The 26,445-nt window shown below is 36.9% G+C and carries 25 protein-coding genes and 2 pseudogenes; 21 read left to right on the top strand and 6 right to left on the bottom strand.

Annotation, left to right across the window (positions count from 1 at the left end; all coding sequences use genetic code 11):
• Positions 1 to 179 precede the first annotated feature (179 nt).
• Positions 180 to 1,157, top strand: coding sequence for a tRNA-dihydrouridine synthase (locus R4Z09_RS03155; protein WP_338450933.1), 978 nt, complete (start codon positions 180 to 182; stop codon positions 1,155 to 1,157).
• Positions 1,158 to 1,522: 365 nt separating this feature from the next.
• Positions 1,523 to 3,781: an ATP-binding cassette domain-containing protein gene (locus tag R4Z09_RS03160; protein ID WP_338450934.1), complete on the top strand. Its 2,259-nt coding sequence runs from the start codon at positions 1,523 to 1,525 to the stop codon at positions 3,779 to 3,781.
• 283 nt (positions 3,782 to 4,064) lie between these two features.
• Here the strand turns inward: R4Z09_RS03160 and R4Z09_RS03165 are convergent, their stop codons facing one another.
• On the bottom strand, positions 4,065 to 4,268 hold the full coding sequence (locus R4Z09_RS03165) for a hypothetical protein (protein ID WP_338450935.1): 204 nt from the start codon (positions 4,266 to 4,268) through the stop codon (positions 4,065 to 4,067).
• A 325-nt stretch (positions 4,269 to 4,593) separates the two neighbouring features.
• Between R4Z09_RS03165 and R4Z09_RS03170 the strand changes: the two genes are divergently transcribed.
• From R4Z09_RS03170 to R4Z09_RS03180, 3 genes are all read left to right on the top strand, one after another.
• A complete protein-coding gene (locus tag R4Z09_RS03170; RefSeq protein WP_338450936.1) occupies positions 4,594 to 4,752 on the top strand; it encodes a hypothetical protein in 159 nt (52 codons plus the stop codon).
• A 196-nt stretch (positions 4,753 to 4,948) separates the two neighbouring features.
• Complete coding sequence (locus R4Z09_RS03175; RefSeq protein ID WP_338450937.1) at positions 4,949 to 5,389, top strand: hypothetical protein; 441 nt, start codon at positions 4,949 to 4,951, stop codon at positions 5,387 to 5,389.
• 554 nt (positions 5,390 to 5,943) lie between these two features.
• Positions 5,944 to 6,132 (top strand): hypothetical protein, encoded by a 189-nt coding sequence (locus tag R4Z09_RS03180; RefSeq protein WP_338450938.1) that lies wholly within the window; start codon positions 5,944 to 5,946, stop codon positions 6,130 to 6,132.
• A gap of 17 nt (positions 6,133 to 6,149) precedes the next feature.
• Here R4Z09_RS03180 and R4Z09_RS03185 read toward each other — a convergent pair whose 3' ends face one another.
• Together R4Z09_RS03185 and queF are read right to left on the bottom strand one after the other, a co-directional pair.
• Complete coding sequence (locus tag R4Z09_RS03185; RefSeq protein ID WP_338450939.1) at positions 6,150 to 6,677, bottom strand: VUT family protein; 528 nt, start codon at positions 6,675 to 6,677, stop codon at positions 6,150 to 6,152.
• Positions 6,678 to 6,689: 12 nt separating this feature from the next.
• On the bottom strand, positions 6,690 to 7,187 hold the full coding sequence (queF, locus tag R4Z09_RS03190) for a preQ(1) synthase (RefSeq protein WP_338450940.1): 498 nt from the start codon (positions 7,185 to 7,187) through the stop codon (positions 6,690 to 6,692).
• 484 nt (positions 7,188 to 7,671) lie between these two features.
• Between queF and R4Z09_RS03195 the strand changes: the two genes are divergently transcribed.
• From R4Z09_RS03195 to R4Z09_RS03220, 6 genes are all read left to right on the top strand, one after another.
• Positions 7,672 to 8,616, top strand: a complete 945-nt coding sequence (locus R4Z09_RS03195; protein ID WP_338450941.1) for a phosphodiester glycosidase family protein — start codon at positions 7,672 to 7,674, stop codon at positions 8,614 to 8,616.
• Positions 8,597 to 8,980, top strand: a complete 384-nt coding sequence (locus R4Z09_RS03200) for a hypothetical protein (RefSeq protein WP_338450942.1) — start codon at positions 8,597 to 8,599, stop codon at positions 8,978 to 8,980. Before R4Z09_RS03195 ends, R4Z09_RS03200 begins: the two co-directional genes overlap by 20 nt.
• A 36-nt stretch (positions 8,981 to 9,016) precedes the next feature.
• A complete protein-coding gene (locus tag R4Z09_RS03205; RefSeq protein WP_338450943.1) occupies positions 9,017 to 9,736 on the top strand; it encodes a glycosyltransferase family 2 protein in 720 nt (239 codons plus the stop codon).
• Positions 9,737 to 9,777: 41 nt separating this feature from the next.
• Positions 9,778 to 10,038: a GtrA family protein gene (locus R4Z09_RS03210; RefSeq protein ID WP_338450944.1), complete on the top strand. Its 261-nt coding sequence runs from the start codon at positions 9,778 to 9,780 to the stop codon at positions 10,036 to 10,038.
• Positions 10,039 to 10,165: 127 nt separating this feature from the next.
• Positions 10,166 to 10,948: a PhzF family phenazine biosynthesis protein gene (locus R4Z09_RS03215; RefSeq protein ID WP_338450945.1), complete on the top strand. Its 783-nt coding sequence runs from the start codon at positions 10,166 to 10,168 to the stop codon at positions 10,946 to 10,948.
• 672 nt (positions 10,949 to 11,620) lie between these two features.
• A complete protein-coding gene (locus R4Z09_RS03220) occupies positions 11,621 to 12,607 on the top strand; it encodes a diaminopimelate dehydrogenase (protein WP_338450946.1) in 987 nt (328 codons plus the stop codon).
• A 243-nt stretch (positions 12,608 to 12,850) separates the two neighbouring features.
• Here R4Z09_RS03220 and R4Z09_RS03225 read toward each other — a convergent pair whose 3' ends face one another.
• Entirely contained in the window at positions 12,851 to 13,123 is a 273-nt protein-coding gene (locus R4Z09_RS03225) for an HU family DNA-binding protein (RefSeq protein WP_338450947.1), read from the bottom strand.
• Positions 13,124 to 14,145: 1,022 nt separating this feature from the next.
• Between R4Z09_RS03225 and gltB the strand changes: the two genes are divergently transcribed.
• The 7 genes and pseudogenes from gltB to R4Z09_RS03260 all read left to right on the top strand — a co-directional run bounded on the left by gltB (position 14,146) and on the right by R4Z09_RS03260 (position 22,919).
• Positions 14,146 to 18,663 carry a glutamate synthase large subunit gene (gltB, locus tag R4Z09_RS03230; protein ID WP_338450948.1) on the top strand — a complete coding sequence of 1,506 codons (4,518 nt, stop codon included), beginning with the start codon at positions 14,146 to 14,148 and terminating at the stop codon, positions 18,661 to 18,663.
• Positions 18,664 to 18,811: 148 nt separating this feature from the next.
• The gene (locus R4Z09_RS03235; protein WP_338450949.1) at positions 18,812 to 19,264 is read left to right on the top strand and encodes a hypothetical protein; all 453 of its coding nucleotides are present in this window, start codon (positions 18,812 to 18,814) and stop codon (positions 19,262 to 19,264) included.
• A gap of 60 nt (positions 19,265 to 19,324) precedes the next feature.
• Positions 19,325 to 20,659 carry a type I glutamate--ammonia ligase gene (gene glnA, locus R4Z09_RS03240; RefSeq protein ID WP_338450950.1) on the top strand — a complete coding sequence of 445 codons (1,335 nt, stop codon included), beginning with the start codon at positions 19,325 to 19,327 and terminating at the stop codon, positions 20,657 to 20,659.
• A 321-nt stretch (positions 20,660 to 20,980) separates the two neighbouring features.
• Complete coding sequence (locus R4Z09_RS03245) at positions 20,981 to 21,586, top strand: class I SAM-dependent methyltransferase (protein WP_338450951.1); 606 nt, start codon at positions 20,981 to 20,983, stop codon at positions 21,584 to 21,586.
• Positions 21,561 to 22,270: pseudogene (locus tag R4Z09_RS03250) on the top strand (response regulator transcription factor). The gene R4Z09_RS03245 and the pseudogene R4Z09_RS03250 overlap by 26 nt, the downstream one beginning before the upstream one ends.
• A gap of 149 nt (positions 22,271 to 22,419) precedes the next feature.
• Positions 22,420 to 22,587, top strand: a pseudogene (locus tag R4Z09_RS30990) (HAMP domain-containing protein); the annotation flags it as partial.
• On the top strand, positions 22,587 to 22,919 hold the full coding sequence (locus R4Z09_RS03260; RefSeq protein ID WP_338450953.1) for a VTT domain-containing protein: 333 nt from the start codon (positions 22,587 to 22,589) through the stop codon (positions 22,917 to 22,919). The pseudogene R4Z09_RS30990 and the gene R4Z09_RS03260, both read left to right, overlap by 1 nt.
• A 116-nt stretch (positions 22,920 to 23,035) precedes the next feature.
• Here the strand turns inward: R4Z09_RS03260 and R4Z09_RS03265 are convergent, their stop codons facing one another.
• On the bottom strand, positions 23,036 to 23,440 hold the full coding sequence (locus R4Z09_RS03265; protein ID WP_338450954.1) for a VOC family protein: 405 nt from the start codon (positions 23,438 to 23,440) through the stop codon (positions 23,036 to 23,038).
• Positions 23,441 to 23,464: 24 nt separating this feature from the next.
• Positions 23,465 to 23,998 carry a dihydrofolate reductase family protein gene (locus R4Z09_RS03270; RefSeq protein ID WP_338450955.1) on the bottom strand — a complete coding sequence of 178 codons (534 nt, stop codon included), beginning with the start codon at positions 23,996 to 23,998 and terminating at the stop codon, positions 23,465 to 23,467.
• Positions 23,999 to 24,258: 260 nt separating this feature from the next.
• Here R4Z09_RS03270 and R4Z09_RS03275 point away from each other — a divergent pair, with 260 nt between their 5' ends.
• The 3 genes from R4Z09_RS03275 to R4Z09_RS03285 all read left to right on the top strand — a co-directional run bounded on the left by R4Z09_RS03275 (position 24,259) and on the right by R4Z09_RS03285 (position 26,318).
• A complete protein-coding gene (locus tag R4Z09_RS03275) occupies positions 24,259 to 24,555 on the top strand; it encodes a HesB/YadR/YfhF family protein (protein ID WP_338450956.1) in 297 nt (98 codons plus the stop codon).
• A 237-nt stretch (positions 24,556 to 24,792) separates the two neighbouring features.
• The gene (locus R4Z09_RS03280) at positions 24,793 to 25,695 is read left to right on the top strand and encodes an EamA family transporter (protein ID WP_338450957.1); all 903 of its coding nucleotides are present in this window, start codon (positions 24,793 to 24,795) and stop codon (positions 25,693 to 25,695) included.
• Between the two features lie 53 nt (positions 25,696 to 25,748).
• Positions 25,749 to 26,318, top strand: a complete 570-nt coding sequence (locus R4Z09_RS03285; RefSeq protein ID WP_338450958.1) for a DUF4256 domain-containing protein — start codon at positions 25,749 to 25,751, stop codon at positions 26,316 to 26,318.
• Positions 26,319 to 26,445: the final 127 nt, after the last annotated feature.

The following is a 26,445-nucleotide window of genomic DNA, read 5'->3' on the forward strand; positions in this document are numbered from 1 at the left end:
TAACAGGCAGTATGACTCCCATTTAAATTCCGTAAGAACATTACAGTCTAGCAGTTACATCAGTTTGATAAAAAGTGCTTAAGCATGGTATAAGTGTAAAGGAAGCAGAGACATTTTGCTTTTTAATTTTGGGATAAGGGGTTGCCTAGTATCCCATAATGAAAGGATTTGAGTTTGAATTGATAGATAATTTTTGGCGTGATTTACCACGACCTTTTTTTATACTAGCACCAATGGAAGAGGTGACGGATGTTGTTTTCCGCCACGTAGTGAGTGAAGCAGCAAGACCGGATGTGTTTTTTACAGAGTTTACAAACAGTGAGAGTTATTGTCACCCAGAGGGGATCAAGAGTGTGCGTGGGCGTTTGACTTTTACAGAGGATGAACAGCCAATTGTAGCCCATATATGGGGGGATAAGCCTGAAAACTTTCGGCAGATGAGTATTGGTATGGCGAAACTAGGATTTCGGGGTGTTGACATCAATATGGGCTGCCCTGTACCTAATGTGGCACAACATGGAAAGGGAAGCGGCCTTATCCGTCGTCCAGAGGTTGCAGCAGATTTAATACAAGCAGCAAAATCAGGTGGATTGCCGGTAAGTGTAAAGACAAGGCTTGGCTACACGGAAGTAGACGAATGGCAAGATTGGCTAACACATATATTGAAACAAGACATTGTTAATCTTTCCATTCATCTGCGTACAAGGAAGGAAATGAGCCAAGTGGATGCTCATTGGGAGCTGATTCCGGAGATTAAGAAACTTCGTGACGGGATCGCACCTGATACACTTTTGACGATCAATGGAGATATTCCTGACCGTCAAACTGGCTTGAAGCTCGCCCGTCAATACGGTGTTGATGGGGTTATGATTGGGCGTGGTATTTTTAAAAATCCATTTGCCTTTGAAAAAGAGCCGAAAGATCATAATAGTGAAGAATTGCTTGATCTCTTAAGATTGCATCTGGATCTCCATGATAAATATTCAGGTTTAGGGCTACGTTCGTTCAAGGCACTTCATCGCTTTTTTAAGATATATGTCAAAGGATTTCGAGGGGCAAGTGAATTAAGAAATCAATTGATGAGCACAGAGTCAACAGATGAAGTGCGTGCCTTGCTCGATAATTTTGGAAAGAATGTTGATGGAGCGGAACAGTAGAATGAGGTAACCCTCAAAAAGTTAGAAATTATATTTAAGCAGTAAATCAACGGGCGAGAATGTTGCAGTATTGAACCGGCCTCGATTTTTACTAATATATTGATATTCTTGAAGCACTCAAAACTGAGTGCCTTTTTTTACATTTTAAAAATTAAATTAGTTAAAAGGACTTCAATCCCAACATTATTTCCAATTATTTCGTTATACTTTTTGATTTCGTTATTATATGAACATTTAAATAGATATTAAATTCAGTTAGCTTTTTGCTATTTCTGTCAAATTGCCATATTCTGAATATATATAGTCAGCAGCCTACAGTTACCGAAATCCCTTTCTTAATAGATAAAATTAGAAAGGATGATAACATGTCAGATATAAAAGATGAAATCATTTTAAGAGGGCTTAAAGAAAATAATTTAAAAAATGTAGATTTAAACATCCCGAAAGAAAAAATGATCGTATTCACGGGTCTTTCAGGCTCAGGAAAGAGCTCAGTTGTTTTTGATACATTAGCAACAGAAAGCAGAAGACAAATGACTTTGAACTATCCACTTTATGTGAGAAATCAAATGCCAAGGTATGAAAGACCCCACGCCGATCTTGTGCAAAATGTAAGCCCGGTTGTAGTAGTAGAACAAAGAGCGATAGGTGGCAATTCTCGCTCAACAGTTGGTACCTATATGGATATACATCCATTGATAAGACTTTTGTTCTCAAGAATAGGAAAGCCATCAATAGGTTCTGCAAATGATTTTTCGAGTCAGAGTTCCTTTGGCAGATGTCCGGAATGCGGTGGATTTGGGGAAGTGATTGCACCAGACCTAAATAAGCTGATTGATTTCGATAAGTCACTTCGGGATTATGCTATAAGATTCAAGCCATTATCACCTTCAGGTTGGCAAGGGAGATGGATGATGACCGGAGGTTTATTCGATCCAGATAAACCGATAAAGGACTACTCCGAAGAAAACCGCCAACTGCTCTTATATGGTCCCCCGAAAGGTGAAAAGGTCTATGCACCGTTTCATACAAAAAATGGACCTCAAGATCATGAGTGGGATGGGTTATTGCCTAGATTTACGCGCCTCTATATCAATAGAGATCTTTCAAAGCTAAAAGAAGTTTCCCAGGATGATGTCTTAGCAGTATCAACTCAAGTTCTTTGCCCAACCTGCCAAGGTTCTGGATTAAACCCAAAGGTATTAGACTGTAGAATAAATGGTTTAAATATCGCAGAATACGATCAACTAGAGCTTACAGAATTACTAGTAAACCTAACGAAGATAAAAGATCCTATGGGAGAATCTATCGCACTACAAGCCATTCCGCATATAAAACAACTAATTGAAATGGGATTAGGCTATTTGAGCCTAGCAAGAAAAATGGGTACCCTGTCTGGCGGAGAAGCTCAAAGGGTAAAAATTGCTCGTCATTTAGGGAGTAGTCTAAACAATCTCACATACATATTTGACGAACCAAGTGCAGGACTCCATCTAGAAGAAGTGGATATGTTGATACAAATGTTAAAAAGTATAAAAGCCCAGCATAATACCGTAATCGTAATCGAACACAATCTATCAGTAATAAAAGCAGCAGATGAAATAATAGAGATGGGCCCTGGAGCAGGTGTAAATGGAGGAGAAGTTGTCTATCAGGGAAAATTAGAAGGACTAAAAAACTCCCCTACCGCACTAGCCCTAGACCACAAGCTGGAAATTAATAAAAATCCAAGGGAACTAAAAAGTTATTTTACGATAAAAAGAGCAAGTAATAATAACCTAAAAGATATAAGTGTAAATATTCCTAAAAATGTTTTAGTCTCTATTTGTGGAGTATCTGGTTCAGGTAAAAGCTCCTTAATGTTGGAAGCATTCACGAAAAAGTATCCAGAAACCATAATGGTAGAACAGGGGAGTATAGGAATCTCTAATCGTTCGACCCTAGCTACATATATGGGAATAATGGATGATATTCGCTCAATATTTTCAAAAGAAACAGGGCATCCAGCAGGTTTGTTCAGCTTTAACTCCCTAGGGGCATGTCCTGTATGTAAAGGAAAAGGAGTCATAACGCCAGATGTAGCATTTGCAGACCCAGTGAATATTAGCTGTGAGGCCTGCGGAGGTACGAGATATTCGGATAAAGCATTGTCCTATCGATACCAAGATAAAAATATAGTGGAAATTTTAGATTTAACGATAGACGAGGCATCACATTATTTTAAAATGCCAAAGATCATAAAACGTGTGAATATGCTAAAAGACGTAGGGTTAGGATATTTAACCTTAGGGCAGACGACAAGTTCTCTAAGCGGAGGAGAAATCCAACGTCTAAAGCTTGCAAGCCACTTACAGAAAGAGGGACAAATCTACCTATTAGACGAGCCATCCTTAGGACTGCACACAAAAGATAATGGAATACTGTTAGACGTGTTTCAAAATCTTGTAAACAGAGGTAATTCTGTCATCATAATCGAACACAATCTTCACTTTATTGCGGCAAGTGACTGGGTAATAGAATTAGGTCCAGGAGGAGGAAAACAAGGCGGTCAGATTATATTTGAAGGCACACCAGAAGAGATGTTAACTGCAGTGACATTGACAGCGAAATGGTTAAAAGCATAAAACTAATTAATTCTTTTAATCTAATCAAAGCACTGCACTCCATTTTACATGAAATTTAATTTTGAATTGGACAAACTCACCTGGAGTTAACTTTAACTCTAGGTGAAATATTTTTAGCAAAAAGTAAGGAAGAAGGATGGTTCGTTTAGTTTCAATACCATTAAACAAGCTATTCCTTATTGTGAACATACAGTCTATCTAAGTGACCATTTTTGATACATATAATAAATGCTCTAATCTAAGAACAAAACATGAATGTACGTTTTCATCCATTATACTACATTCAGTTTTTTTGACGTACCTGTGTTTGTAATGGGACAGCAGGAGCTGATAGAGGGACTAATGTAGTTCCAATTGTGGTATATGCAATGGGAGGAAGTCGCTGAGCTTTACCTGCTCCACAACCAATTTGCAAAACTCCAGCATTGGTCACAATACCAATTTTCAAAAAACCGATATCAAAAGTTTGTTGCAGATGTTTATCCATTTTAATCACCTCTTATTAATATATGGGGCAGCGTCAGAAAAGTGCGGATTTATAATGGGGAATTAATTTTTGAGATATATCCATTAAGTATAGCAGGAACTCTTTTTAGGCCGGCCTCAAGGCCCTAAGGATAATTATGAAAAGATTCAAATGGAAATACGTGATCTAAAAAGGTGATAGAAAAATTTATTTCAATACTTTTGCAAAATAGGACAGCCTTTTTTTTATTATTGTGATATAAGCTTATGCATGTCCGATATTTTCACGTAGTATATCTATTGTAAGAGGACTCTTATAGATTAAAAATCTAAAAGGGGGGAAAAAGGTGCCGATTACTATGAATCAAAGTGTTGTTAGTACTTTAGGAAAACTTCTTGTGGTTGTTCTACTATTCCTTGCTCTGCTTGTTGCTGAATTATTCGGCTTAACTGATGCCGCAACTGCTATTAATAACGCAATCGTGGCTACAGTTCAGGATCCCTAGGATCTAATGTTTGAATAGCAAGAACCCTGGAGATTATTTTCAAAAAATCTTCCAGGGTTTTTATTATAGAAGGTTTAGTTCAATTTAATATTTTCTCAAATTAGGATAATAACATATTACGCATTTTTGTTGATCGACATATTATATAAGGAATTTCTTAACATATTTCGATTGATATTAAAAAGGTGGTTTAATTATGAGTGAAAACATGAATGAAAACAAGAATGAAAACAATGGGCAGAATCCCAGTAACAGTGAAGACATGGGTCCCTTCAGAAATCTTGCCCAAAGTTTAATTAATAATGAAAGTTCCGTTGACTTGGGTTCTATTATGAAAATGGCTACAGGTCTTTTAAACAACGATGCCCTGATGAATTCTGTTGTTGAACTCAATAAAAAAACAGAAAACCTTCCCCTCTCTGAAAAAAAAGAAAATCCAGAGCAGATTTCTTTATCGAAAAAATTGGAGAAACTAGATAATGATCTTTTAGAGCTTAAACAAAGTAATTCTGAAATTGTTTCTATAGCTAAACAACTGGAGAAACTAACAAATGCAATTTCAGAATTAACAACGGAAATGCAAAAATTTAGAGAACAAAATGAATATCTGATTAAATATTTCAAAAGAAGATATTGACAATAATTTCTTCTACCAAACTGTCCGTTAGTGATATAACTTTTATTTGGTTTAGATAATCATGATACGATTGATTCAATTAATTAAACTAACAAGAGATCCCCAGTCTGTTTCAGATGACTAGATAAGTTTATCTATGTCATTAGAGATTAACTTGGGGATCTTTTACTTTTGGGTATAAAAAGGTCTTTCATCATGTTTAATAATAAATGTCCTAAAGATAATCGTTTCTTTTCCGACTACATCAAAAAGGGAAGTGGAATTGTTGAAGTATTAACAATTGGGGGCAGAGTATTAATATATGATAAAATTTTAGTGGATGTGTATTTACTGAATATTACAATTTTATGATATATTTGCCGGGTTTGTGATTAACGGAATAACGCTTTATTTGGGAATGAAAAGTAGCATTTCATTTGATCGACACGATATAAGCAAGACAGAATCAATATTCCAGAAGAAATGAAAATTTAACTGAAGGAAGGTATGGGTGTTGGACCTGCAAGGCACATCAGGAATGTCAATTTGGGCATTGTCCGTGAAATGGTATTGGCTTGGGTGCTAACATTACCTTGCTGTGGGATGGTCGGGTACTTGATCGCAAAGCTGTTCATATCGATTTTTTAGAACAGAAAATGGACGATATTGAATCACAAAAAACATCCGTTTCACAAAAGCCGACGGATGTTTTTTTCTTGTACATGGGCGGTTGGATCAGGAATTTGGAGCATCAATACAAATGATTCAAAGAGTCTATATATTAATAGACTTCTTTTCTAACACTTGCTGCCTGAAGGACAAGTACTCCGAGAAACTGCATGATTGTTTTTACAATCACTTGGCCTAGAATCGCCATCCAAATCACGTTCCATGGCAATATATTTGCTCCCATTGGAGACAACCCGATAACGACAAAAATTGCTGAATCCAATAATCCACCAATCATACCACTGTACAGTACGCGTAAATTCATCGGTAAATGTAATCTTGTATAAATCTCTGTATCAGTGGTTTCTGAAACAGCAAAGCTTAACGCACTTGCAAAAACAATCCACAACGTATCTCCAAGTATATAACTGGTAATCGCGGACAGCGTTAAGGCAAGAAGAATAAAAAGATATGTTTTCGTTTTTCCATACTTATTTTGAACAAGATCTCGAAAAATAAATGTTGCCCCAATCAGAAAGGAACCCATCGGAATGAGAAAAATACCAACTTCAAGAGGGGCGAATTTGGCAGTCACTACATTCGCTAATACAATTGCAGCTAAATAAAATACTAATCTCATTTTTTTCACCCCTTAACGATTATCAATTTTTTCAGGATATAAATCATGGTTCATCAATCGATACTCTGCCATTTTTTCATATTTTGTACCAGGCCGGCCGTAGTTTGTATAAGGGTCAATGGATATTCCACCCCTTGGCGTAAACTTGCCCCACACCTCAATATATCTCGGGTCCATTAATTTGATTAAATCGTTCATAATAATATTCATACAATCTTCATGAAAATCCCCATGATTGCGAAAACTAAATAAATAAAGTTTTAAAGACTTGCTCTCCACCATCTTTTGGTCGGGAATATAGCTGATATAAATCGTTGCAAAATCAGGCTGGCCTGTTATTGGACAAAGACTCGTAAACTCAGGGCAATTAAACTTTACAAAATAATCCCGATTCGGATGCTTATTATCAAATACCTCTAAAATCTCAGGAGCATAGTCAAACAAATAGTTTGTTCCCTGATTTCCTAGCAAAGTAATATTTTCTAATTCATGCTTTTTACGGCCATGCATAAAAAAACCTCCCTATATGTCCCGAATGGAACAGGGAGGTAAGCAGAATGAATTCACATAAAAAAACCATATCAATTTATGGATATGGTTTACACCATAGTTTTTTATAGAGGGTTTCTGCTATGAACCTCTCCCGTTCAAACGGGTTTCTTCATTTAATTGATAAAGTTACTATATAGGAAAGACAAAGTGAGTGTCAATAAATATTTATCTTTTTAAAGAAGAAAGAGATAGTGTAAAGCTTGAAGGGGATTTCTACACTTGCTAAAAAGCCTGTTTCTCGTGACGAAACAGGCTTTTTTTAATATCTGAATTAATATAAACGAAACTTTCTCCAGCTTTGCGAAACAACATAGCATTTAAGGTAATTTTAAGCTTTGTACTATAGATTTTGAGTATAGATAAGCTAACAGCTTCCTTAATGATAAAAAACAGGCATAAATATGATTTTTCTAACTCTCCAAAAGAAAGGATTGCATCAGAAATGAAAAAGTTTTTATCTAAACCTTACAGATGGGCTGCTATTTACTCCATTATACTGACAGTTACCATTACCTATACACTGCTAGATACCTTTGTCCTGCCTAAATCATTAGCAGATGCTTCAATTGTTTCATCTTCAAAAGCAGCTCCAGCGGATTCTTCAGGTTCATCCTCCACAGAAACTTCAATAAATTCGAAGTCACAGTCTGAGGCTGCTGTTACAGACAATTCTTATGAGGATGAAAATATAAAAATTACCATTGAAAAAGATCGCAAGTATGATTCAAACATCTATATTGCGGATATTCAGGTTTCTGATCCATCATACCTGAAAACAGCTCTCGCAAATAATACTTACGGTCGAAATATAACAGCAACAACTTCTGTCATGGCATTGGAGAACAACGCTATTTTTGCCATAAACGGAGATTATTACGGATTTAGAGATGGCGGGTATGTGCTGCGTAACGGTGTAGCATACAGAGAGACAGCCAGGAGCGGTGATAATGATGCATTAGTTATAGACAAAGATGGTAACTTATCCGTTGTTCCAGAAGGGGAGGTAAGTTTGGATTCACTAAGTGATCAGGGTGCGTGGCAGGTATTATCCTTTGGCCCGGGTCTTGTCGTAGATGGTGAAGTGGTTGTAAACAGCTCCAGTGAGGTATCAAAAGCCATGTCAAGCAATCCTAGAACGGCCATCGGCCAGATTTCTGAGCTTCATTATATTGTTGTTGTATCCGATGGGCGTACTAGCGAGAGTGCGGGACTTTCCCTTCTACAGCTTGCACAGGAGCTTAAGGATAGAGGATGTACTGTCGCATATAATCTGGACGGCGGTGGATCCTCAACCATGTACTTTAACGGTGAAGTGATCAATCATCCTACCGGCGGAAGAAATATGGGAGAAAGAAAGGTGAGCGACATTGTCTATATTGGCTATTAATACGAGAAATAATGAAAAACAGCTTAGAAAAACAATATGGGCCTACTTGATATTGTCAGCAGCCATGACCTGGATGTTTTTATATCCGCTGCTTGGAGGTGTGCTGTTTTATTTTATCGTTCGTAAGCTTTTTTCTCACATCACTTATTTTGTCGGCTGTCGGGTATTTTTAAATACCCATAACTCAGGAATTGCTACACTGACCCTTGCCAGCCTGCTCAAGGGTGTATTTGAAATCGCCGGTACAAATTCCACGCATTTAGTATTTTACAATGTGGCTGGATGGGCATTCATAGCAGTTGGTTTGATCATTATGATCATTATGGCAACACATCAGAAGGACCTTTCAAATGATTTTGCTTGAGAATATTCATTTAAAATAAAAAAAGAAGGGGAATCTATGACAATTTTAATTCCGGAGTATGAACCGAATAAAAGATTAATAAACTTGATCTATGATTTGAAAGATACATGTGACTATGAGATTGTCGTTGTTAATGATGGAAGTGGACAAGAATATCAATACATTTTTGATACTGTTTCTAATCTTGGGTGTACGGTTTTAACCCATGAGAAAAATAGAGGGAAGGGAGCGGCTTTAAAAACGGGTTTCCAATATATACAGGAAACGAAGGAAAATATAGGAGTTGTTACTGCTGATTGTGATGGTCAGCATTTACCTAAAGATATTATTAAAATTGCTGAGGCCATCAAAGACCACAAAAAAGCACTGGTGCTTGGTACCAGACGATTTACAGGAAAAGTTCCCTCTCGCAGCCGTTTTGGAAACAATGTAACAAGGAATGTCTTTTCATTTGTCAGTGGTGCTAAAGTGTATGATACACAAACAGGACTTCGTGGATTTTCAATGGAGATGCTTCCCTGGCTTTGTGAGATTCCTGGTGAGAGATTTGAATATGAAATGAATATGCTGTTAGAGGCAGTTCCAGCGGGCTACAGCTTTTATGAGATTGATATAGACACAGTGTATTTAGAACAAAACAAGTCATCACATTTTCATTTTTTGAAAGATTCGATCCTTGTATACCTGCCTATCATTAAATTCAGTCTGTCTTCTCTTATGTCTGCTGTACTTGATTTCATGCTTCTAGTGATGTGATCATCCAGCTCTTTACCTCAAATTTATTCCTCGCAGTAGTAGTGGCAAGGTTCTGTAGTGCGGCATTTAATTATACCGTAAATAGACATTATGTATTTTCGAAGTTTAAAGATAAATCGATGATAAATTCCTTGTCCAGATTTATGCTCCTCGCCATCGTTGTAATGTTTGCGAACTACGGCGTAATAGATTTTTATTACAGTATCATTGGGCTTTCCTTGGTTTTGGCTAAGATGTTTACTGAAACAACCATTTTCCTGTTTAGTTATTGGTTTCAAAGAAAGTTTGTTTTTGTAAAGTAAAGGATTGTAATACCTTGTGTTAATTGTTGTTTATTCATATAAGATACAAGTGTTGAGTGTTATACACAAACAGATGTAAACTACCAATAAAATGTAAGGCGCAATATATGGAACTGGAGGAAATGGGATGAAATATTTTGTAGTTGATGCTTTTGCAGAAAAAGTTTTTGAAGGAAATCCAGCAGGAATATGTATCATGAATGATTGGATTTCAGATGAACTCATGCAGAATATAGCGATTGAAAATAACCTATCGGAAACAGCATTTGCAGTAAAAGAAGCAGCTCATTATCGACTGAGATGGTTTACGCCTGGAGGAGAGATTAACCTTTGTGGGCATGCCACGTTAGCAACGGCATTTATCATTCTAAATTATTATGAAAAGCAATTGGATAGTGTTAAGTTCAATACAATGAGTGGAGAGTTAACCGTAAATAAACAAGATGATTTATATGAACTCGATTTCCCAGCTGTTTCTTCAGAAGAAATTTCTGTTACTGATCAAATGATCAGCGCTTTGGGAGTTGTACCAAAAGAAACATACTTAAATAGAGATCTTATTATCGTATTAGAGTCCGAGGAAGAAGTCAGAAACATTAGCCCCGACTTTGCCAAATTAAAAACATTGCCAGAAGGTTTGGGTGTTTGTGTTACGGCCCAAGGCAGAGAATATGATTTTGTTTCCCGAGGTTTTTTCCCGAAGCTAAAAGTAAATGAAGATCCCGTAACAGGTTCCTTACACTGTAGCTTAATTCCATTTTGGGCCAATAGACTAGGAAAAAAGGAAATGGTGGCTAGGCAATTATCAAATAGAGGTGGAACGCTCTATTGTAAGTATGAAGATATAAGAGTAAAGATAGGTGGAAGGGCCGTTTTATATTCAGTGGCTGAATTAAATATTGGGGTATAATAGGAAAAGCTTTATATTTTTTAGCTTTCTTATACACGATACGAATGCTGTCCCCCAAAAAAACATATTTCCGATTCAAGGGATTGGCCCTATAGCCAAAATAAATTAGCCGAGAGAAATTCTCGGCTTTTATCATTATATTTACAATAGGTTTCTCTATTAATCACCATCTTTAATAATATCCATTAAATACAACTTGGTGCTTGGTGGAAGGGGCAGGGGACATTGTAAACTTGACCATTAATAGCTTCTTACCATATTTCTTCTCCTAATTCCAAATATTCCAAGTAAGTAAGGGTGCTATGTTCTTTTTAAGAAAGTATTAATTTTTATAAGAAACAATTGAAAGGATGGATTCGCTAAGGGTCTTCCGAATCTTCCTTTCATTTGTTTCTTATATATATTAGAATATTCATTTACCTATTCGTTTTGTGTTAAAAAAACTTTATTCAAATGATGATTAACTCAGAAAAACTAATTTAATAAATAATACAAGGTAGTATTATTGTTGAAAAGTAATACAGAATGGATTATGGTAAATAAGATTCTACTTAATTATCATTAACTCAAACTTTGCACTAAAGTAATTAAGCGGAACACTAGAGCCTGTAAGTTTGTAATAGTGAATCTATAATAATAAATAACGAAAAGATAGAGGTGGGGAACAGAATAATGAGTAATCAAATTAAAGTAGGAATTGTAGGATATGGTAACCTCGGTAGAGGAACGATTGAAGCAATCAAGCAATGTTCAGATATGGAGCTTGTGGCTATTTTTACAAGAAGAGCACCTGAAAGTCTTTCAATAAATGAACCAAACGTAGAGGTTTTACATATTTCGAGTGCAGAGGAATATAAGGAAAAAATTGATGTGATGATTTTATGTGGAGGTTCAGCAACAGATCTTCCAGATCAAGGCCCTTATTTTGCTAGAATGTTTAACACAATTGATAGTTATGATACACATGCAAAGATTCCTGAATATTTTAGTGTGATTGATCAAGCGGCTAAAGAAAGTGGAAAGACTAGTATTATTTCTGTTGGCTGGGATCCAGGTTTATTCTCTCTAAATCGTTTAATGGCAGAAGCTATTTTACCGAATGGTAAGAATTTCACTTTCTGGGGAAAAGGACTTAGCCAAGGACATTCAGACGCCATTCGAAGAGTAGAAGGTGTAGTTGGTGGTGTTCAGTATACAGTGCCGATTGATGAAGCAATAGAGAAAGTAAAAAGTGGAGTAGCTCCTGAATTATCTACAGGTGAAAAACACCGACGTGTTTGTTATGTAGTAGCAGAAGAAGGCTATGATCACAAGAAAATCGAACAGAATATTAAAACAATGCCCAACTACTTTGCTGACTATGATACAGAAGTTAACTTCATTACGGAAGAAGAATTAAAAGAAAACCACTCAAAATTGCCGCATGGTGGATTTGTCATTCGAAGCGGAGAAACAGGCAAAGACAATAAACAAATTATCGAATTCTCGCTTAACTTAGAGAGCAATCCGGAATTTACAGCTAGTGTACTAGTGGCATATGCAAGAGCAGCTTATCGTTTGAATAAAGAAGGACAAGCTGGTGCAAAAACTGTTTTTGATGTTGCACCCGCATACTTGTCTCCAAGACCCGCGGAAGAGTTGAGAAGAGATCTATTGTAATAGAGTCACGGTGCCTGTCCCTGTGTTTTGCATTGCATTTCCTGACATTGATCCAAATGGATATTGCATCGAATATTATTATACAGATGAAGATGTGAAATGCATGGTAAGATTAAAAGATGTTGATTAATCTTTTTTAATTCAGCAAATAAAAGAACCCAAATCGATTGAATTGGGTTCTTTTGTGTATATAATAATTTGTGATACGTATGGATCAAACAACATTAGGCTTTACCCTATAGTTTATTTTACAGCCTCTTTTAATTCTTTTCCTGCTTTAAAAGCTGGAACTTTAGATGCAGCAATCTGTATTTCCTCGCCTGTTTGCGGATTACGCCCTGTTCTAGCTGAACGCTCGCGTACTTCAAACGTTCCAAATCCAATTATTTGAATTTTCTCCTCTTGAGCAAGTGTGTTAGAAATTGTTTCAACTAACGCATCAACTGCTTTTGCTGCGTCCTTCTGTGATAGTTCGGCTTGTGTTGCCACAGCTTTTACTAATTCTGTTTTATTCATTTATTACACCTCTACTTTATAATTTGTATGTAAGAACTACAAATATAGCATATAGTAGCCTCGCAATCTACTTCAATAAACGAACACCAAGGTTTTTACTCGACTGAGCTGTATTTTTTCTGAGTGATTTGGGACATAATCATAAAATCGATGAAACAGACAAGTAAGCTAAGAGTTTAGTTTAAATTGATCATAATCAACAAAGTCCGAAAACTTTATGTCACTTTCTCTATACATGATTCCTCTCCCTTAAATTAACTACTTTAACTGAATGATTCCCAAAATATTATTCTTTTATACAATTAACCAGCTCTGCATCTTGTCTTTAATCTAAAACCTCCTACTAACGGCCTCTCAATATATACTCGTGATTCGTTCGGTCCGGAATGGATGCTTACGGAGAAACCAGTAATAAGGAAACTTTTCTAATTCTATGGGCCACTAAAACTGTCCCCGTTTCCCGCTTGTTTAATGGAATGTCAGAATATTTAACTTTTTCAAAAATAACATGTTAAATTATCTCACATAAACATAGAAATGGAAGATTATTTAACTTATAGTTTACTTCATATTAGATAAACTTACATCTAATGCTGAAGGGTGTAAAAATGGATGCATCTGTTGAGTGGACCAGATAAAAAAGGCAGTTGTTTTATTTGCTAATTTTTTAAATAAGGAGATGTGAAAGTTATGAAACTAATCAATGCTAAATTATATGGTCAAGATGGAAAATGGGATATTGAAATTAGAGAAGATACAATCGTTGGCATCACCCCTACCTCCAATATGGATTCAACATGAGGGATTTTATGTAATGTGCATATATTATTAACTTGAAAGCGTTTAATTTTAATTCATATCAAAATTAGATTGATTTTATGCAAAATACATATTAGAAAGATTAATCCTTTTGTATTATGATTGATTTAACAAAATTAATAACGAATTGAGAATGATTTAAAAATCATCTATTCTGTTATTGATGCTAATGATCATACTTTTATGCAAAGGGTGAAACGAACATGAAACAATTGAAACCTCCTTTAAAACAAGGTCTTTACAATCCAGCCTTCGAACGGGACGCTTGCGGGATTGGCGTTATAGCAAATGTAAAAGGGAAAAAAGAGCACAATATCGTTAAACAAGGTCTTACAATGCTTTCTCGCATGGAACACCGAGGTGGTCAAGGAAGCGATCCTAATACAGGTGATGGAGCAGGGATCATGACTCAAATTCCCCATCTTTTCTTCACTAAAATTAATTCAAAATTGAGCGGATATGAAGAAGGAAATTACGGGGTTGGAATGGTCTTTCTTCCTGAAGATAGTAACCAACGAAAACAATGTGAAGATGCATTTCATGACATTATTACCCAAGAAGGTCTGGACTTTCTTGGCTGGAGAACAGTACCAACAAATGATTCCTCTATTGGAGTAACGGCAAAAGCGAGCCAGCCATCCATACGCCAAGTATTTATCGGAAAGTCAAGTGAAATAAAGAATGAGCTCGAATTTGATAGAAAACTATATGTAATTAGAAAACGAGTAGAAAAAGAAGTTCGAGAAAAACAACTTGCTCAAGATTCTACTTTTTACGTGGCAAGTCTTTCTTCCAGAACAATTATATACAAAGGTATGTTAACGCCTGAACAAATAGATCAATACTATCTTGATTTACAAGATAAAGAATTTACATCTGCGTTTGCTTTAGTTCATTCACGTTATAGTACAAATACATTTCCTAGCTGGGAAAGAGCACATCCAAATCGTTATTTAATTCATAATGGAGAAATTAATACCTTAAAAGGTAACGTAAATTGGATGAAAGCGCGCGAAAATATGATTGAATATTCGGTCTTTGGTAAAGATGGCAGCGAAGTCATCCCAATTATCGATGAAAATGGAAGTGACTCTTCATCCTTTGATAATTGCCTGGAATTTTTGCATCTATCTGGTCGTTCTTTAGTACATGCTGCAATGATGATGGTTCCAGAGCCTTGGGAAAAAGATGAAACTATGGATGATGACTTAAAAGCTTTTTATGAGTACCACAGCCATTTAATGGAGCCTTGGGATGGTCCAGCGGCCTTGGCCTTTACAGACGGAAAGCAAATTGGCGCGATGCTGGATCGGAATGGTCTGCGTCCTGCACGGTATTATGTGACAACAGATGACCAAATCATCCTTGCTTCTGAAGCAGGAGTACTGGATGTGGAAGAAGGGAAAATTCTTGAAAAAGGAAGATTAAGTCCTGGTGAAATTATTCTCATTGACTTAGAAAAAGGGCGTATTCTGAAAAATAATGAAGTAAAGCAGAAGGTTTCCCAAGAACAGCCTTATCGACAATGGTTAAATAATAGAAGCGTTCATATCAATGAATTACCAGATGCCGAAGACGGAGAAATGACTGCCAATGACAATATTATGCAGCTGCATCAAGCATTCGGATTTTCACAAGAAGAATTGAAGGACCAGCTTCTTCCAACAGCAAAAGAAGGGAAAGATCCGATCGGCTCGATGGGGAATGATGCACCACTTGCCGTACTTTCTAATCATTCCCAATTGTTATACAATTATTTCCAGCAAGTGTTTGCACAGGTAACCAATCCGCCAATTGACGCGATTCGTGAAAAATATGTCACTTCAACAGCAACATTACTGGGGGCAGAAGGGGATCTTTTACATCCTGGTGAAGATAGTTGTCAGCGAATTCGTCTGGAGTCACCTATCCTTACAAATCAAGATTTGAATAAACTTAAGTCATTGAATCAATCGCCATTTCAATCAAGAACATTCACGATGGTATTTAGCGCATTGAACGGAGAATCAGGTCTTGAACCAGCCTTGTCTCATTTGTTTCAAGCAGTAGATGAAGCAGTAAAAGAGGGTGTGTCACTGGTTATTTTATCAGACAGCGGGTTGACAAAAGAGGTGGCGGCTATCCCATCATTGCTTGCTGTTAGCGGACTTCACCAGCATTTAGTTCGTCAAGGTACTCGGACAAAGGTAAGCATCATTGTAGAGACCGGTGAGGCTAGGGACGTCCATCAATTATGTATGTTAATTGGTTATGGTGCAGATGCCATCAATCCATACCTTGCTTATGCGACAATCGAAGATATGTTCCATAACGGTCAATTAGAACCATTAGACCTTTCAATGGCACTTAATCATTATATTCAAGCTGTAACAATAGGAATGGTGAAGGTTCTCTCAAAAATGGGTATTTCTACAATACAAAGCTATCGTGGAGCACAAATTTTTGAGGCAGTGGGCATTCATCAAGATGTTATAAATAAATATTTTACAGGGACATCTGTCCAGTTAGGCGGCATCAAGCTTGAAACGATTGCGAAGGAAACCCTTATTCGCCATGAAAAAGCTTTTGATAATGTTGAAGATGAAAATCAGTCTCTGTTTGTAGGCGGGGATTTCAAATGGCGTAAGGGTGGAGAAGAGCATGCGTTTAGCCCTGATATTATTCGCTCACTAAAAAATGCGTGCCGTACGAATGATTATGAGCAATACAAAGCATATACAGAAAAAGCAAATGAATCGAAACTGATCTTTGTAAGGGATTTATTTACCTTTAAGGAAACCACTCCGATCCCGATTGAAGAAGTGGAGCCGATTGAATCGATTGTTAAGCGATTTAAAACCGGGGCTATGTCCTATGGTTCTTTAAGTCAAGAAGCTCACGAAACATTAGCCATTGCGATGAACCGTCTCGGCGGTAAAAGTAATAGCGGTGAAGGCGGCGAACATCCTGACCGTTATCAGCCGGATGAAAATGGCGATCTGCGCCGTAGTGCCATCAAGCAGGTTGCATCCGCTCGTTTTGGGGTAAACAGCCATTATTTAATGAATGCAGACGAAATTCAAATTAAAATGGCGCAAGGAGCAAAGCCTGGAGAAGGTGGACACTTGCCTGGAAAGAAAGTATATCCATGGATCGCTGAAGTGCGGGGGGCAACACCAGGAATTGGTTTAATTTCACCACCGCCGCATCATGATATTTACTCCATCGAGGATCTTGCACAGCTGATTCATGATTTAAAAAATGCCAATCCACTTGCGAGAATCAGCGTGAAGCTTGTGTCAAAGGCAGGGGTTGGAACGATTGCTGCCGGAGTGGCCAAAGGGCTTGCGGATGTCATTTTAATCAGTGGAGCCGACGGTGGAACGGGTGCTGCACCAAGAACAAGTATCAAGCGTGCTGGAATGCCGTGGGAGCTTGGACTTGCTGAAACTCATCAAACATTAATTTTAAATGGTCTTCGTGATCGGGTTGTATTAGAAGCAGATGGAAAATTAATGACTGGCCGTGATGTGGTCATGGCAGCATTGCTTGGAGCAGAAGAATTTGGTTTTGCAACAGCACCATTAGTTGTCTTAGGCTGTGTCCTTGTCCGTCAATGTCAAAATGACACTTGCCCGGTAGGGATTGCAACACAAAATCCAGAATTACGTAAGAAATTTCTTGGTAAACCGGAGCATGTTGAGAATTTTATGCGATTTATTGCACAAGATGTCCGGGAGATTATGGCGAGTTTAGGAATTCGTACGATAAATGAATTAGTAGGCCGCACAGATTTATTAAGCCAAAGTGAACAGGCAAAATCTCATTGGAAAGCGAAAGATTTGGATGTATCAGCAATCTTTTATCAGCCTGATGGTTCGGTGAATAATGGAATGGTGAATAAGCAAAAGCAAAATCATGGTCTGGAGAAATCACTGGATTATCGTGAGCTGTTATCCGTTAGTCAGCCTGCAATAGAAAAAATGGAGAAAGTAGAAGCAAGCTTCCAGATTCAAAATATTAATCGAACAGTGGGTACTTTGCTGGGAAGTGAAATAACAAAACGATATGGTGCAAACGGACTGCCAGAGGATACGATTCAGTTGAGTTTTACAGGATCGGCAGGACAAAGCTTCGGTGCTTTTATTCCAAAAGGATTGACACTTTCTCTTGAAGGTGAGGCAAATGATTATGTAGGTAAAGGACTTTCCGGAGGAAAAATTATTGTAAAACCATCTGAAAAATCAGCTATTATTCCGCAGGATAATACCATAATCGGAAATGTCGCTTTTTATGGCGGAACATCTGGAGAAGCTTATATAAGTGGTCTTGCCGGTGATCGTTTCTGTGTAAGAAACAGCGGGGTTCATGCAGTAGTAGAAGGTGTTGGGAACCATGGCTGTGAATATATGACGGGCGGACGTGTTGTGATACTCGGTTCAGTTGGTAACAACTTTGCTGCAGGTATGACAGGTGGAGTCGCATATGTTTACGCGGATTCTTTGGATGAATTCCAACAGCAGTGCAATCAAGAACTAGTCGTTTTAGAAGCTTTGGAGGAAGAACAAGATCGTAATGAGGTATTCAAGCTTGTACAGAACCATTATAACTATACAGGCAGTTTAAAGGCATACGATATTCTTAACCATTGGAATCAAACACTTTCAAAGTGGGTAAAGGTGATTCCGAAAGAATATAAGGGAATGGTTCAATCCAATCCTAGTGAAGTTTTAATGAAATAAGAATGAGAAGAACTAATATCTGAGTCCCTTGTTAGTGACGACTGAGAGTTTAGTTGAGTTTTAACGAGTTAAAAATTTTATTTTTCCTCATGTTCAAAACAAGACTAAGAAACTCGAAGTCGTCCTACTTATGGAGGAGAGGATAGGAATGCAATTTACAAAAATGCAGGGCTCAGGGAGCTCGTATATATTATTTAATCTTTTAGAAGAATCGATGGAAAATGTAGATTTCTCGGAACTATCGAAATGGGTTTCAAATGTGAATGTTGGAATTGGTTCGGATGGTATGATCCTGGTTGGTCCTTCGAACCGAGCAGATTTTAGAATGAGAGCTTTTGATAAAGACGGGATAGAAGCTAACCATTGTCTAATCGGTTTACAATGTGTGGCTGCTTATCTATATGACACCATGTATGCTGAATCACCAAGCTTCACCATTGAGACATTAGGCGGGGATGTAAGTATTAAAGTAGAAGTTGGGGAAAAGCGAAAGGTAAAAAATGTGATAGTATGGGCAGAACGTAATCGTGTCTGGACAAAAGGTGAAGTCAGATATGTTTGCTATGGTGAATTAGAGGAAATGAATTTTCCAAGAACTTAGAAATTCGTTATGAAAATTGGTAGTTCAATATTGTTTTAGATAAAAAGGAGAGATTGTATTATGGCGAAGTATACAAAAGATGATATTAAACGTATGTGTGAGGAGCAAAACGTTAAATATATCCGCCTTCAATTTACGGATATTTTAGGAGTCATTAAAAATGTTGAAATTCCGGTCAGCCAACTTGAGAAAGCACTAGATAATAAAATGATGTTTGACGGTTCTTCCATCGAAGGTTTTGTTCGTATTGAGGAATCGGATATGTACTTATATCCAGATCTCGATACGTTCGTTGTATTCCCTTGGACAGCAGAAAAAGGGAAAGTGGCTCGTTTTATTTGTGATATCTATAACCCAGATGGAACTCCATTTGCAGGGGACCCGCGTAACAATCTTAAGAGAATATTAAAGGAAATGGAAGAACTAGGGTTCACTGACTTTAACCTAGGGCCCGAGCCAGAATTCTTCTTGTTCAAACTTGATGCAAAAGGTGAACCAACATTAGAACTAAATGACAACGGCGGCTACTTTGACTTAGCTCCTACAGACCTTGGGGAAAATTGCCGTCGCGATATCGTACTTGAGCTTGAAGAAATGGGCTTTGAGATCGAAGCTTCTCACCATGAAGTAGCTCCAGGGCAGCACGAAATTGACTTTAAATATGCAGATGCGATCACCGCTTGTGACAACATCCAAACGTTTAAGTTAGTAGTAAAAACAATCGCCCGTAAACATGGTTTACATGCGACATTTATGCCAAAACCATTATTCGGTGTAAACGGCTCTGGTATGCATTGTAATTTATCTCTATTTAAAAATGGGGAAAATGCATTCTTTGATCCAAAGGCAGATTTACAATTAAGTGAAACAGCTCTTCAATTTATTGCTGGTATTGTAAAGCACGCTGAGTCGTTCACTGCAATTACAAACCCAACAGTAAACTCTTATAAGCGTTTAGTTCCTGGATACGAAGCACCTTGTTATGTTGCATGGTCAACAAGCAACCGTTCGCCATTGATTCGTATTCCGGCTTCTCGCGGCTTAAGCACACGTGTAGAAGTACGTAGTGTAGATCCAGCTGCAAACCCGTATTTAGCATTAGCTGTTCTATTAAAAGCAGGTCTAGATGGAGTGAAGAACAAAACAAATCCTCCAGCATCAGTTGATCGCAATATTTATGCAATGAATAAAGAAGAGCGTCTTGCAGAAGGTGTTACCGATCTTCCTGCAACATTAGCTCAAGCGATTGAAGTATTAAAACAAAATGAAGTAATCGTATCTGCACTAGGAGAGCATATCTTCGAACACTTCGTAGAAGCAAAAGAAATCGAATGGGATATGTTCCGTACACAAGTCCATCCTTGGGAACGCCAACACTACATGAGTGTATACTAAGGGGACAGGCACCGCGACCCACCAATTTACTCCGATTGCTAAGAGCAAGTCTCTTATCAAAAAGGATAGAAGAAAATAAAAAAGGAAAGTTCTAAAGATATATGACTCTCTATTAGAGCTTTCCTTTTATTAATGTATTTTGTTTCACCGAGCCTCTCAGACTCTTCAACAAATGATTGAAGGGTTTTTTTGTTGAGTTGCAGAGTGACTCTAAACTTTTGTTAAAAAAAGCTTAAGAAATCTTAAGGATTTTTGTTCATTTTTCTTTAGGTTTGGATTTTACAGTATAAATAAAAATTCAAACCAATGGAGTGATGAAAGGTGAAACATCTGTCGTTTCTATTCCAATATATAACTAATCCAAAAACAGTCGGTGCAGTACTCCAAAGCTCAACGTTTCTAGGGGATAAAATGGTCGAAGGAATCAATTTTCAGAAGGCCAAGTACATTATTGAATATGGGCCAGGCACCGGTGTATTCACTGAACATTTACTTGAAAAGCGTAATCGTAAGACGATTATTTTATTAGTAGAAAACAATAAAGAGTTTTATAACCTGTTGAAGGAAAAGTTAAAAGAGGAAAAGAATGTATATATCGTTCATGGTTCTGCTGAAAACATTGAACAGTATATATTTGACTGCGGTATTCCTTATGCCGACTACGTGATTTCAGGGCTTCCTTTTGCAAGTTTGCCAAAACAGGTTTCTAACAATATTTTATTAAATACGACGAGGATTTTAAAAAAGGATGGGGAATTCATTACATTTCAATACACTAAATTCAAAAAGGCATTTATCGAAAAGTTTTTCAAAAAGATAGATGTGAAAAGAGAGATTAGGAATTTCCCGCCTGCTTTTGTGTTTAGCTGTGCGATGTCTGAGAAAAAGATGGGGGAGTATGATGGGGTCCAAGATTCTTATTGTTGATGATGATAAAGAGATCCGAAGTCTTATTTCGGTTTATTTAGAAAATAAAGGAATGGAAACTCAAAAGGTTGAGGATGCAATTGAAGCCTAAAATGGTTAGAAGCCAAGGAATTTGACTTAGTTATTTTGGACATTATGTTGCCGAAGATGGATGGAATTGAGGCATGTATGAAAATTAGGGAAGAACGCAATATGCCAATTATTATGCTCTCAGCAAAGTCGGAAGATATGGATAAAATCCAAGGCCTTGCTGCTGGTGCGGATGATTATTTGTCAAAACCGTTCAACCCACTGGAGTTAATCGCCAGGGTAAAATCCCAGTTGAGATGATATAAAAAGTACAATACCACAGACAGCAATAAGAGCGTAATTAAAATCGGTGATTTAAGAGTAAATACTGATACACGTCAGGTTTGGGTAAGGGAGAAGGACGTAAGACTAACGCCAAAGGAATTTGATATATTGGAAATTCTTGCCCGTAATAAAGGAATTGTCTTAAGTGTTGGCAAAATTTACGAAGCAGTTTGGAAAGAAGACTTCTTTAAATCAGATAATACAGTGATGGTACACATCACAAAAATAAGAGACAAAATAGAAGATGATCCGAAACATCCCATTTACATTAAAACGGTTTGGGGAGTAGGGTATAAAATATGGCGGGGATTACGTTTAGAAATAAGATGATTGTCAAGCTTCTTTGTGCGGTTGCAATCAGTTTAATCGTTTCTATTTCTTTAATACTGTTTTCGATTCAATTCATTTTGAACCCCTATATTACGAAACTCCCAACAGGGTTCAGCGAATCTAAATATAATTTCATGACATTCTTAACGTTTTCAGTAGCAATCATAACTTTTATTGCCATTTTTTTATTAATGGTAAGAAATAAATTATTGTATTTGAAGCTTATTTCTGAGAGCGTTAATAAGATCGCTAATGGAGAACTTGGTTTAACGATTGGTATAAAGGGGAAAGACGAACTGACCCAGCTTGCACAAAGTTGAATTCGTATTTTGCGAGGAAGCACCCAGATTTAAAGGAATTATTAGAAACATACAGCTATAAGTTTTTAGTGCTTGGGATTATCTGTCCTATAGCACCAACAGATGGTATTTGTTTTTTATCAGCAGCTGTTGGGTTAAAATTTTCAACTTATATTTTAACGATTATCATCTCTAACATACCTAATATCTTGGTATATAGCGTTATTGGAATCAGTTTTAACGATTCATTGGCAAGCATCTTGTTGGTGATCATGTCATTTGTGGCAGCTGTATTGATTACCGTTAGAATTTGGAGCAATCTTAAACAAAAAGCAGAGGGAGGAACGTAGGGAAAGGTTCGTTGTACTACTGTATCTTAACTTTTCTCGTTATGTAATGACACAACACTGGACCTGTACGGAAAAGTTACTTCGCAGTATTAGGACCTGTCCCTCTGTTCCTTTTCTTATATTACTGAGAACATCCAAGTGACTCCGAATTTATCCATAACAGAACCGTGAAGCTTGGAGAAGAAGGTTGGTTGAAGATCCATTTTTACATTTCCGCCTTCTTTAAGCATGTTCCATGCTTTAATAGCTTGATCTTCAGAGTTCAATTCGACACTAATACATACTTTTGGGCTTTCTTTTAAGTCACGACTTCCATCAGAACCCATAATAAACCCATTTTCCGTTAATTTTAAATGTGCATGTAAAACAAGATCCTTATCTTTTTCAGCTACAGGGAATTCAGGATTTGGAGGCATATCGCCATATTTTTGCATAGCAAGTAATTCTCCATCAAAAGCCTTCAGATATAATTGAAAAGCCTCTTCACATTCTCTGCTAAACATTAAATAAGGTTTAATCATTATTCTATCTTCTCCTTCGTAAAATTAATGATTGACTTCATAATGTAATTCGACAAATTGGTTAAAAGTCCTAGTACCTTTTAATGAAAGGTTTAGTTCATAGTCACCTGCTTTAAATAAGGGAATTCCTTCTCCTATAATTTGGGGGGCAACTGTCAAAATGATTTCATCCACTAGTTTTTCTTTAAAAAACGAAAATAATAACTCTCCGCCGCCTACTATCCAGATCTTTTTTCCTGCCTCATTTTTTAAGTTATTTGTAAATCTATTAATGTCTTCATTAATAAATGTAACAAATGGCGTATCCTGTATTGCTGACCTAGAAAAGACATAACATTGTTTATTTTCGTATGGAAAATTACCATTCTCATGTTTCATAATCCAGTCATATGTTCTCTTTCCCATTAAAATAGTATCTACCGTATCAAAAAATTCTGAGTAACCATTGTCTCCTTCACCTTCAACGTTAAATAACCAATCTAAGGAATCATCTTTTGTTGCAATATATCCGTCTAAACTTTGAGCGATAAACAGTACAATTTTCCTTTTGGTTTTCATCCTGCACCTCTTTCAATTATTAAGAGCCCTATGGCAGTTAAACCCTTCAATAAAATGGAAAAGAAGGGTCTTGTTTAAGGTCGCCTTTTTGCTCTGAAAAATAGTGTTTGATTTAATTATCATTATACACTGTCCCCTTGTTTCATAAATTGTACCTGTATAGAGTATAATATTACCGAGTGTATCAGGTAACTCGCGTAGGCAATTATAAATTGAAAAATTATAGTTGCAGGTAGTATATATAAAGGGAGATATTATTAATGAAAATAGTAATTAGTGAAAAGGCATTACATTGGTTTAAAGAGGAAGTAGGATTAGAAAGTGGAAATAAAGTTCGATTTTTCACGAAAATTTATGGTACAAGTCCAGTTCAAGAGGGATATTCACTTGCCTTTACAATAGATAATGACCCGGGAAATGTTGCTGTCGAAACAGTTTCAGATGGCATTACTTTTTTTATAGAAGAGTCAGACTTATGGTTTTTTGATGGACATGATTTATATGTTGAATATAATGAGGCTATTGATGAAGTGGAGTATAAATATATAAAACCTTAATATCAAGAAATTTAGCAAATCTACATAAACTTTTACATAAAGAGACCAATGCGAAAAAGTCGACTTTCTCTGGACGTGCGTGTCATCCAAACTTAAATTCTTTATAACACCTTTGTTTAGGATTATAATATATCTTAAAAGTCTGATAAAAAGGATATAAACTTAGCAATGAAAATTTTGAGGGATTTTTATTATTAAGTTTATCATTCTTTTTATCTTTTTTATTGAGGTGATTAAATGAAGGAGAAAGTGTCTCCCTTTTTAGTATTACTTGCAGCAATCCTTTGGGGGACGACGGGTACAACTCAGGCGCTTGCACCAGAAACAGCACACCCGATTGCTATCGGAGCTACACGCTTAGCAGTAGGAGGACTATTTTTAGTCATAATTGTTCTGATAAAAGGAAAATTCAACTTTAAAAATTGGCCAATCAAGACAACAATCTTTGCTTCTTTAAGTATGGCGTTGTATCAGCCACTATTTTTCTCAGCTGTTTCTATTACAGGGGTTTCTATTGGAACAGTGGTGGCGATTGGGAGTGCGCCAATTTTATCAGGTCTCATAGAATGGCTATATTTAAAAATTCGTCCATCTAAAGTGTGGTGGTATTCTACTTTCCTATCAATCTTGGGTTGTCTAATGCTCTTTGGTAATAAAGAATCAGTATATGTAGATCCTATTGGAATCCTCATGTCTCTAGGAGCGGGGTTATCCTTTGCAAGTTATACTATTATTAGTAGAAAGTTAGTAGTAAGCCATTCGTCATTATCAGTAGTAGCAGTTGTTTTTACTCTTAGTGCCATCTTTTTATCCCCGTTTTTATTTGTTTTTGATATGTCTTGGGTAACAAGTCTTCGAGGTGTGGGTGTAAGTCTTCAACTTGGAATTATGGCAACTGGGGTTGCATATTTACTTTTTTCTAAAGGACTCACCCATGTCTCTTCATCAACTGCAGTGACACTATCATTAGCAGAACCATTAACAGCAGCGCTATTAGGGGTTTTCATAGTAGGAGAACACTTAAACACTACATCCTGGTTAGGAATTTTCCTTTTAATGCTAGGAATCGGAATTTTAATATGTTCCTCTAGGAATTCTAGCAGCTATAAGGAGTTAAATAGAAAAACAGCAATTGAATGAAACGATTATATATGGAAATCATGATGAATAAAAACAATAAAAGGGAGACTAATATGACTAATAGAAATGAAAAAGAGTTGTCACTTGAACAACGTGAAGAATTACTTGGAGCATTGAAAGATCGTTTTGAGAAAAATATGCACCGCCATAAAGGCCTTGAATGGGCTAAAGTCCAAGCAAAGCTGGAAGATAATCCTGACAAAATGTGGTCGCTCAATGAAATGGAAATAACCGGCGGTGAACCGGATGTTGTGGATCATGATGATCAGAAGGACGAATACATTTTTTATGATTGTTCTGCAGAGAGTCCTAATGGTCGCAGAAGTGTTTGCTACGACCGTGAAGCACTGGAGTCAAGGAAAAAAAATAAACCAGAAAATAATGTGATGGATATGGCAGCTGCCATGGGCATTGAACTATTATCGGAAGAACAATATCGTGCGTTGCAAGAACTTGAAAACTTCGATAAGAAAACGTCGAGCTGGGTGCGAACACCCTCTGATATTAGAAAACTCGGCGGTGCCATTTTTTGCGATTTTCGCTACGGGCACGTCTTCGTGTACCACAACGGGGCGGATTCTTACTATGCTGCCAGAGGGTTCCGTGGTTCATTAAGGGTCTAAGGTGCCCCTTGACCAAGAATTTGACAGGATCATAGAAAGTGATTTTTATCTTGCAAATAAATTAACCATCGACTTTGAAAAACTAGAATTCAGAAACCCTGCAATATTGATTTGCTAATGGGACGAG

Origin of the sequence: Niallia oryzisoli, from assembly GCF_036670025.1 — a bacterium.
Lineage (GTDB): Bacteria > Bacillota > Bacilli > Bacillales > Cytobacillaceae > Bacillus_BD > Bacillus_BD oryzisoli.

What these genes read in the sequence shown, in the direction of transcription:
- R4Z09_RS03165 (WP_338450935.1), bottom strand. Translation starts at nt 4,268, where the DNA reads ATGGATAAACATCTGCAACAAACTTTTGATATCGGTTTTTTGAAAATT.
- R4Z09_RS03175 (WP_338450937.1), top strand. Translation starts at nt 4,949, where the DNA reads ATGAGTGAAAACATGAATGAAAACAAGAATGAAAACAATGGGCAGAAT.
- R4Z09_RS03265 (WP_338450954.1), bottom strand. Translation starts at nt 23,440, where the DNA reads ATGATTAAACCTTATTTAATGTTTAGCAGAGAATGTGAAGAGGCTTTT.
- glnA (WP_338450950.1), top strand. Translation starts at nt 19,325, where the DNA reads ATGGCGAAGTATACAAAAGATGATATTAAACGTATGTGTGAGGAGCAA.
- R4Z09_RS03215 (WP_338450945.1), top strand. Translation starts at nt 10,166, where the DNA reads ATGAAATATTTTGTAGTTGATGCTTTTGCAGAAAAAGTTTTTGAAGGA.
- R4Z09_RS03280 (WP_338450957.1), top strand. Translation starts at nt 24,793, where the DNA reads ATGAAGGAGAAAGTGTCTCCCTTTTTAGTATTACTTGCAGCAATCCTT.
- R4Z09_RS03205 (WP_338450943.1), top strand. Translation starts at nt 9,017, where the DNA reads ATGACAATTTTAATTCCGGAGTATGAACCGAATAAAAGATTAATAAAC.
- R4Z09_RS03270 (WP_338450955.1), bottom strand. Translation starts at nt 23,998, where the DNA reads ATGAAAACCAAAAGGAAAATTGTACTGTTTATCGCTCAAAGTTTAGAC.
- R4Z09_RS03160 (WP_338450934.1), top strand. Translation starts at nt 1,523, where the DNA reads ATGTCAGATATAAAAGATGAAATCATTTTAAGAGGGCTTAAAGAAAAT.
- R4Z09_RS03225 (WP_338450947.1), bottom strand. Translation starts at nt 13,123, where the DNA reads ATGAATAAAACAGAATTAGTAAAAGCTGTGGCAACACAAGCCGAACTA.
- R4Z09_RS03235 (WP_338450949.1), top strand. Translation starts at nt 18,812, where the DNA reads ATGCAATTTACAAAAATGCAGGGCTCAGGGAGCTCGTATATATTATTT.
- R4Z09_RS03195 (WP_338450941.1), top strand. Translation starts at nt 7,672, where the DNA reads ATGAAAAAGTTTTTATCTAAACCTTACAGATGGGCTGCTATTTACTCC.
- R4Z09_RS03285 (WP_338450958.1), top strand. Translation starts at nt 25,749, where the DNA reads ATGACTAATAGAAATGAAAAAGAGTTGTCACTTGAACAACGTGAAGAA.
- R4Z09_RS03275 (WP_338450956.1), top strand. Translation starts at nt 24,259, where the DNA reads ATGAAAATAGTAATTAGTGAAAAGGCATTACATTGGTTTAAAGAGGAA.
- gltB (WP_338450948.1), top strand. Translation starts at nt 14,146, where the DNA reads ATGAAACAATTGAAACCTCCTTTAAAACAAGGTCTTTACAATCCAGCC.
- queF (WP_338450940.1), bottom strand. Translation starts at nt 7,187, where the DNA reads ATGCATGGCCGTAAAAAGCATGAATTAGAAAATATTACTTTGCTAGGA.
- R4Z09_RS03220 (WP_338450946.1), top strand. Translation starts at nt 11,621, where the DNA reads ATGAGTAATCAAATTAAAGTAGGAATTGTAGGATATGGTAACCTCGGT.
- R4Z09_RS03185 (WP_338450939.1), bottom strand. Translation starts at nt 6,677, where the DNA reads ATGAGATTAGTATTTTATTTAGCTGCAATTGTATTAGCGAATGTAGTG.